General features: G+C 60.7%; 1 pseudogene. It reads right to left on the bottom strand.

Annotated elements, in window-relative coordinates:
- Window positions 1-248, bottom strand: a pseudogene (locus tag EOA24_RS43795) (YeiH family putative sulfate export transporter); the annotation flags it as partial.
- Window positions 249-402 lie beyond the last annotated feature (154 nt).

Raw genomic sequence — 402 nt, 5'->3', positions numbered from 1 at the left:
GCCTTGGCGTGTGCGGGCACGCCGAGCATGTTGGAAAAGATCATGCCGACGACGACAGCGAGGATCATCGGGCTGAACAGGCCGGAGAAGCCGCGCGCCGAATAGGCGACGCTGGTGATCATCGCCACCAGCACCAGTCCCGGCATGTTGCCGACCGAGATCGCGGTCAGGGCAGAGTGCCTGCGCCCGACGGTGGCCGGGTTCAGGTGATCTGGAAGATTGTTCGCGGTGGCGGGCAGGAAAGACAATCGAATTCTCCAGGCGCGCTCGGTGCCGGAATGCCATTCCCGGACTAATCTTTCAAACGAATTATTCGAGTTATAACGATCGATTTTTGCGAACGATTGGCGAGCGGGTTGGCCCAATAACCGGCACCGGCCGAGCCTTGACGCTTGCCGGTTC

Source organism: Mesorhizobium sp. M2A.F.Ca.ET.039.01.1.1, from assembly GCF_003998035.1.
Lineage (GTDB): Bacteria > Pseudomonadota > Alphaproteobacteria > Rhizobiales > Rhizobiaceae > Mesorhizobium.
The sequence above is the reverse complement of the archived record's forward strand: the minus strand, read 5'-3'. Positions and strand labels throughout refer to the sequence as shown.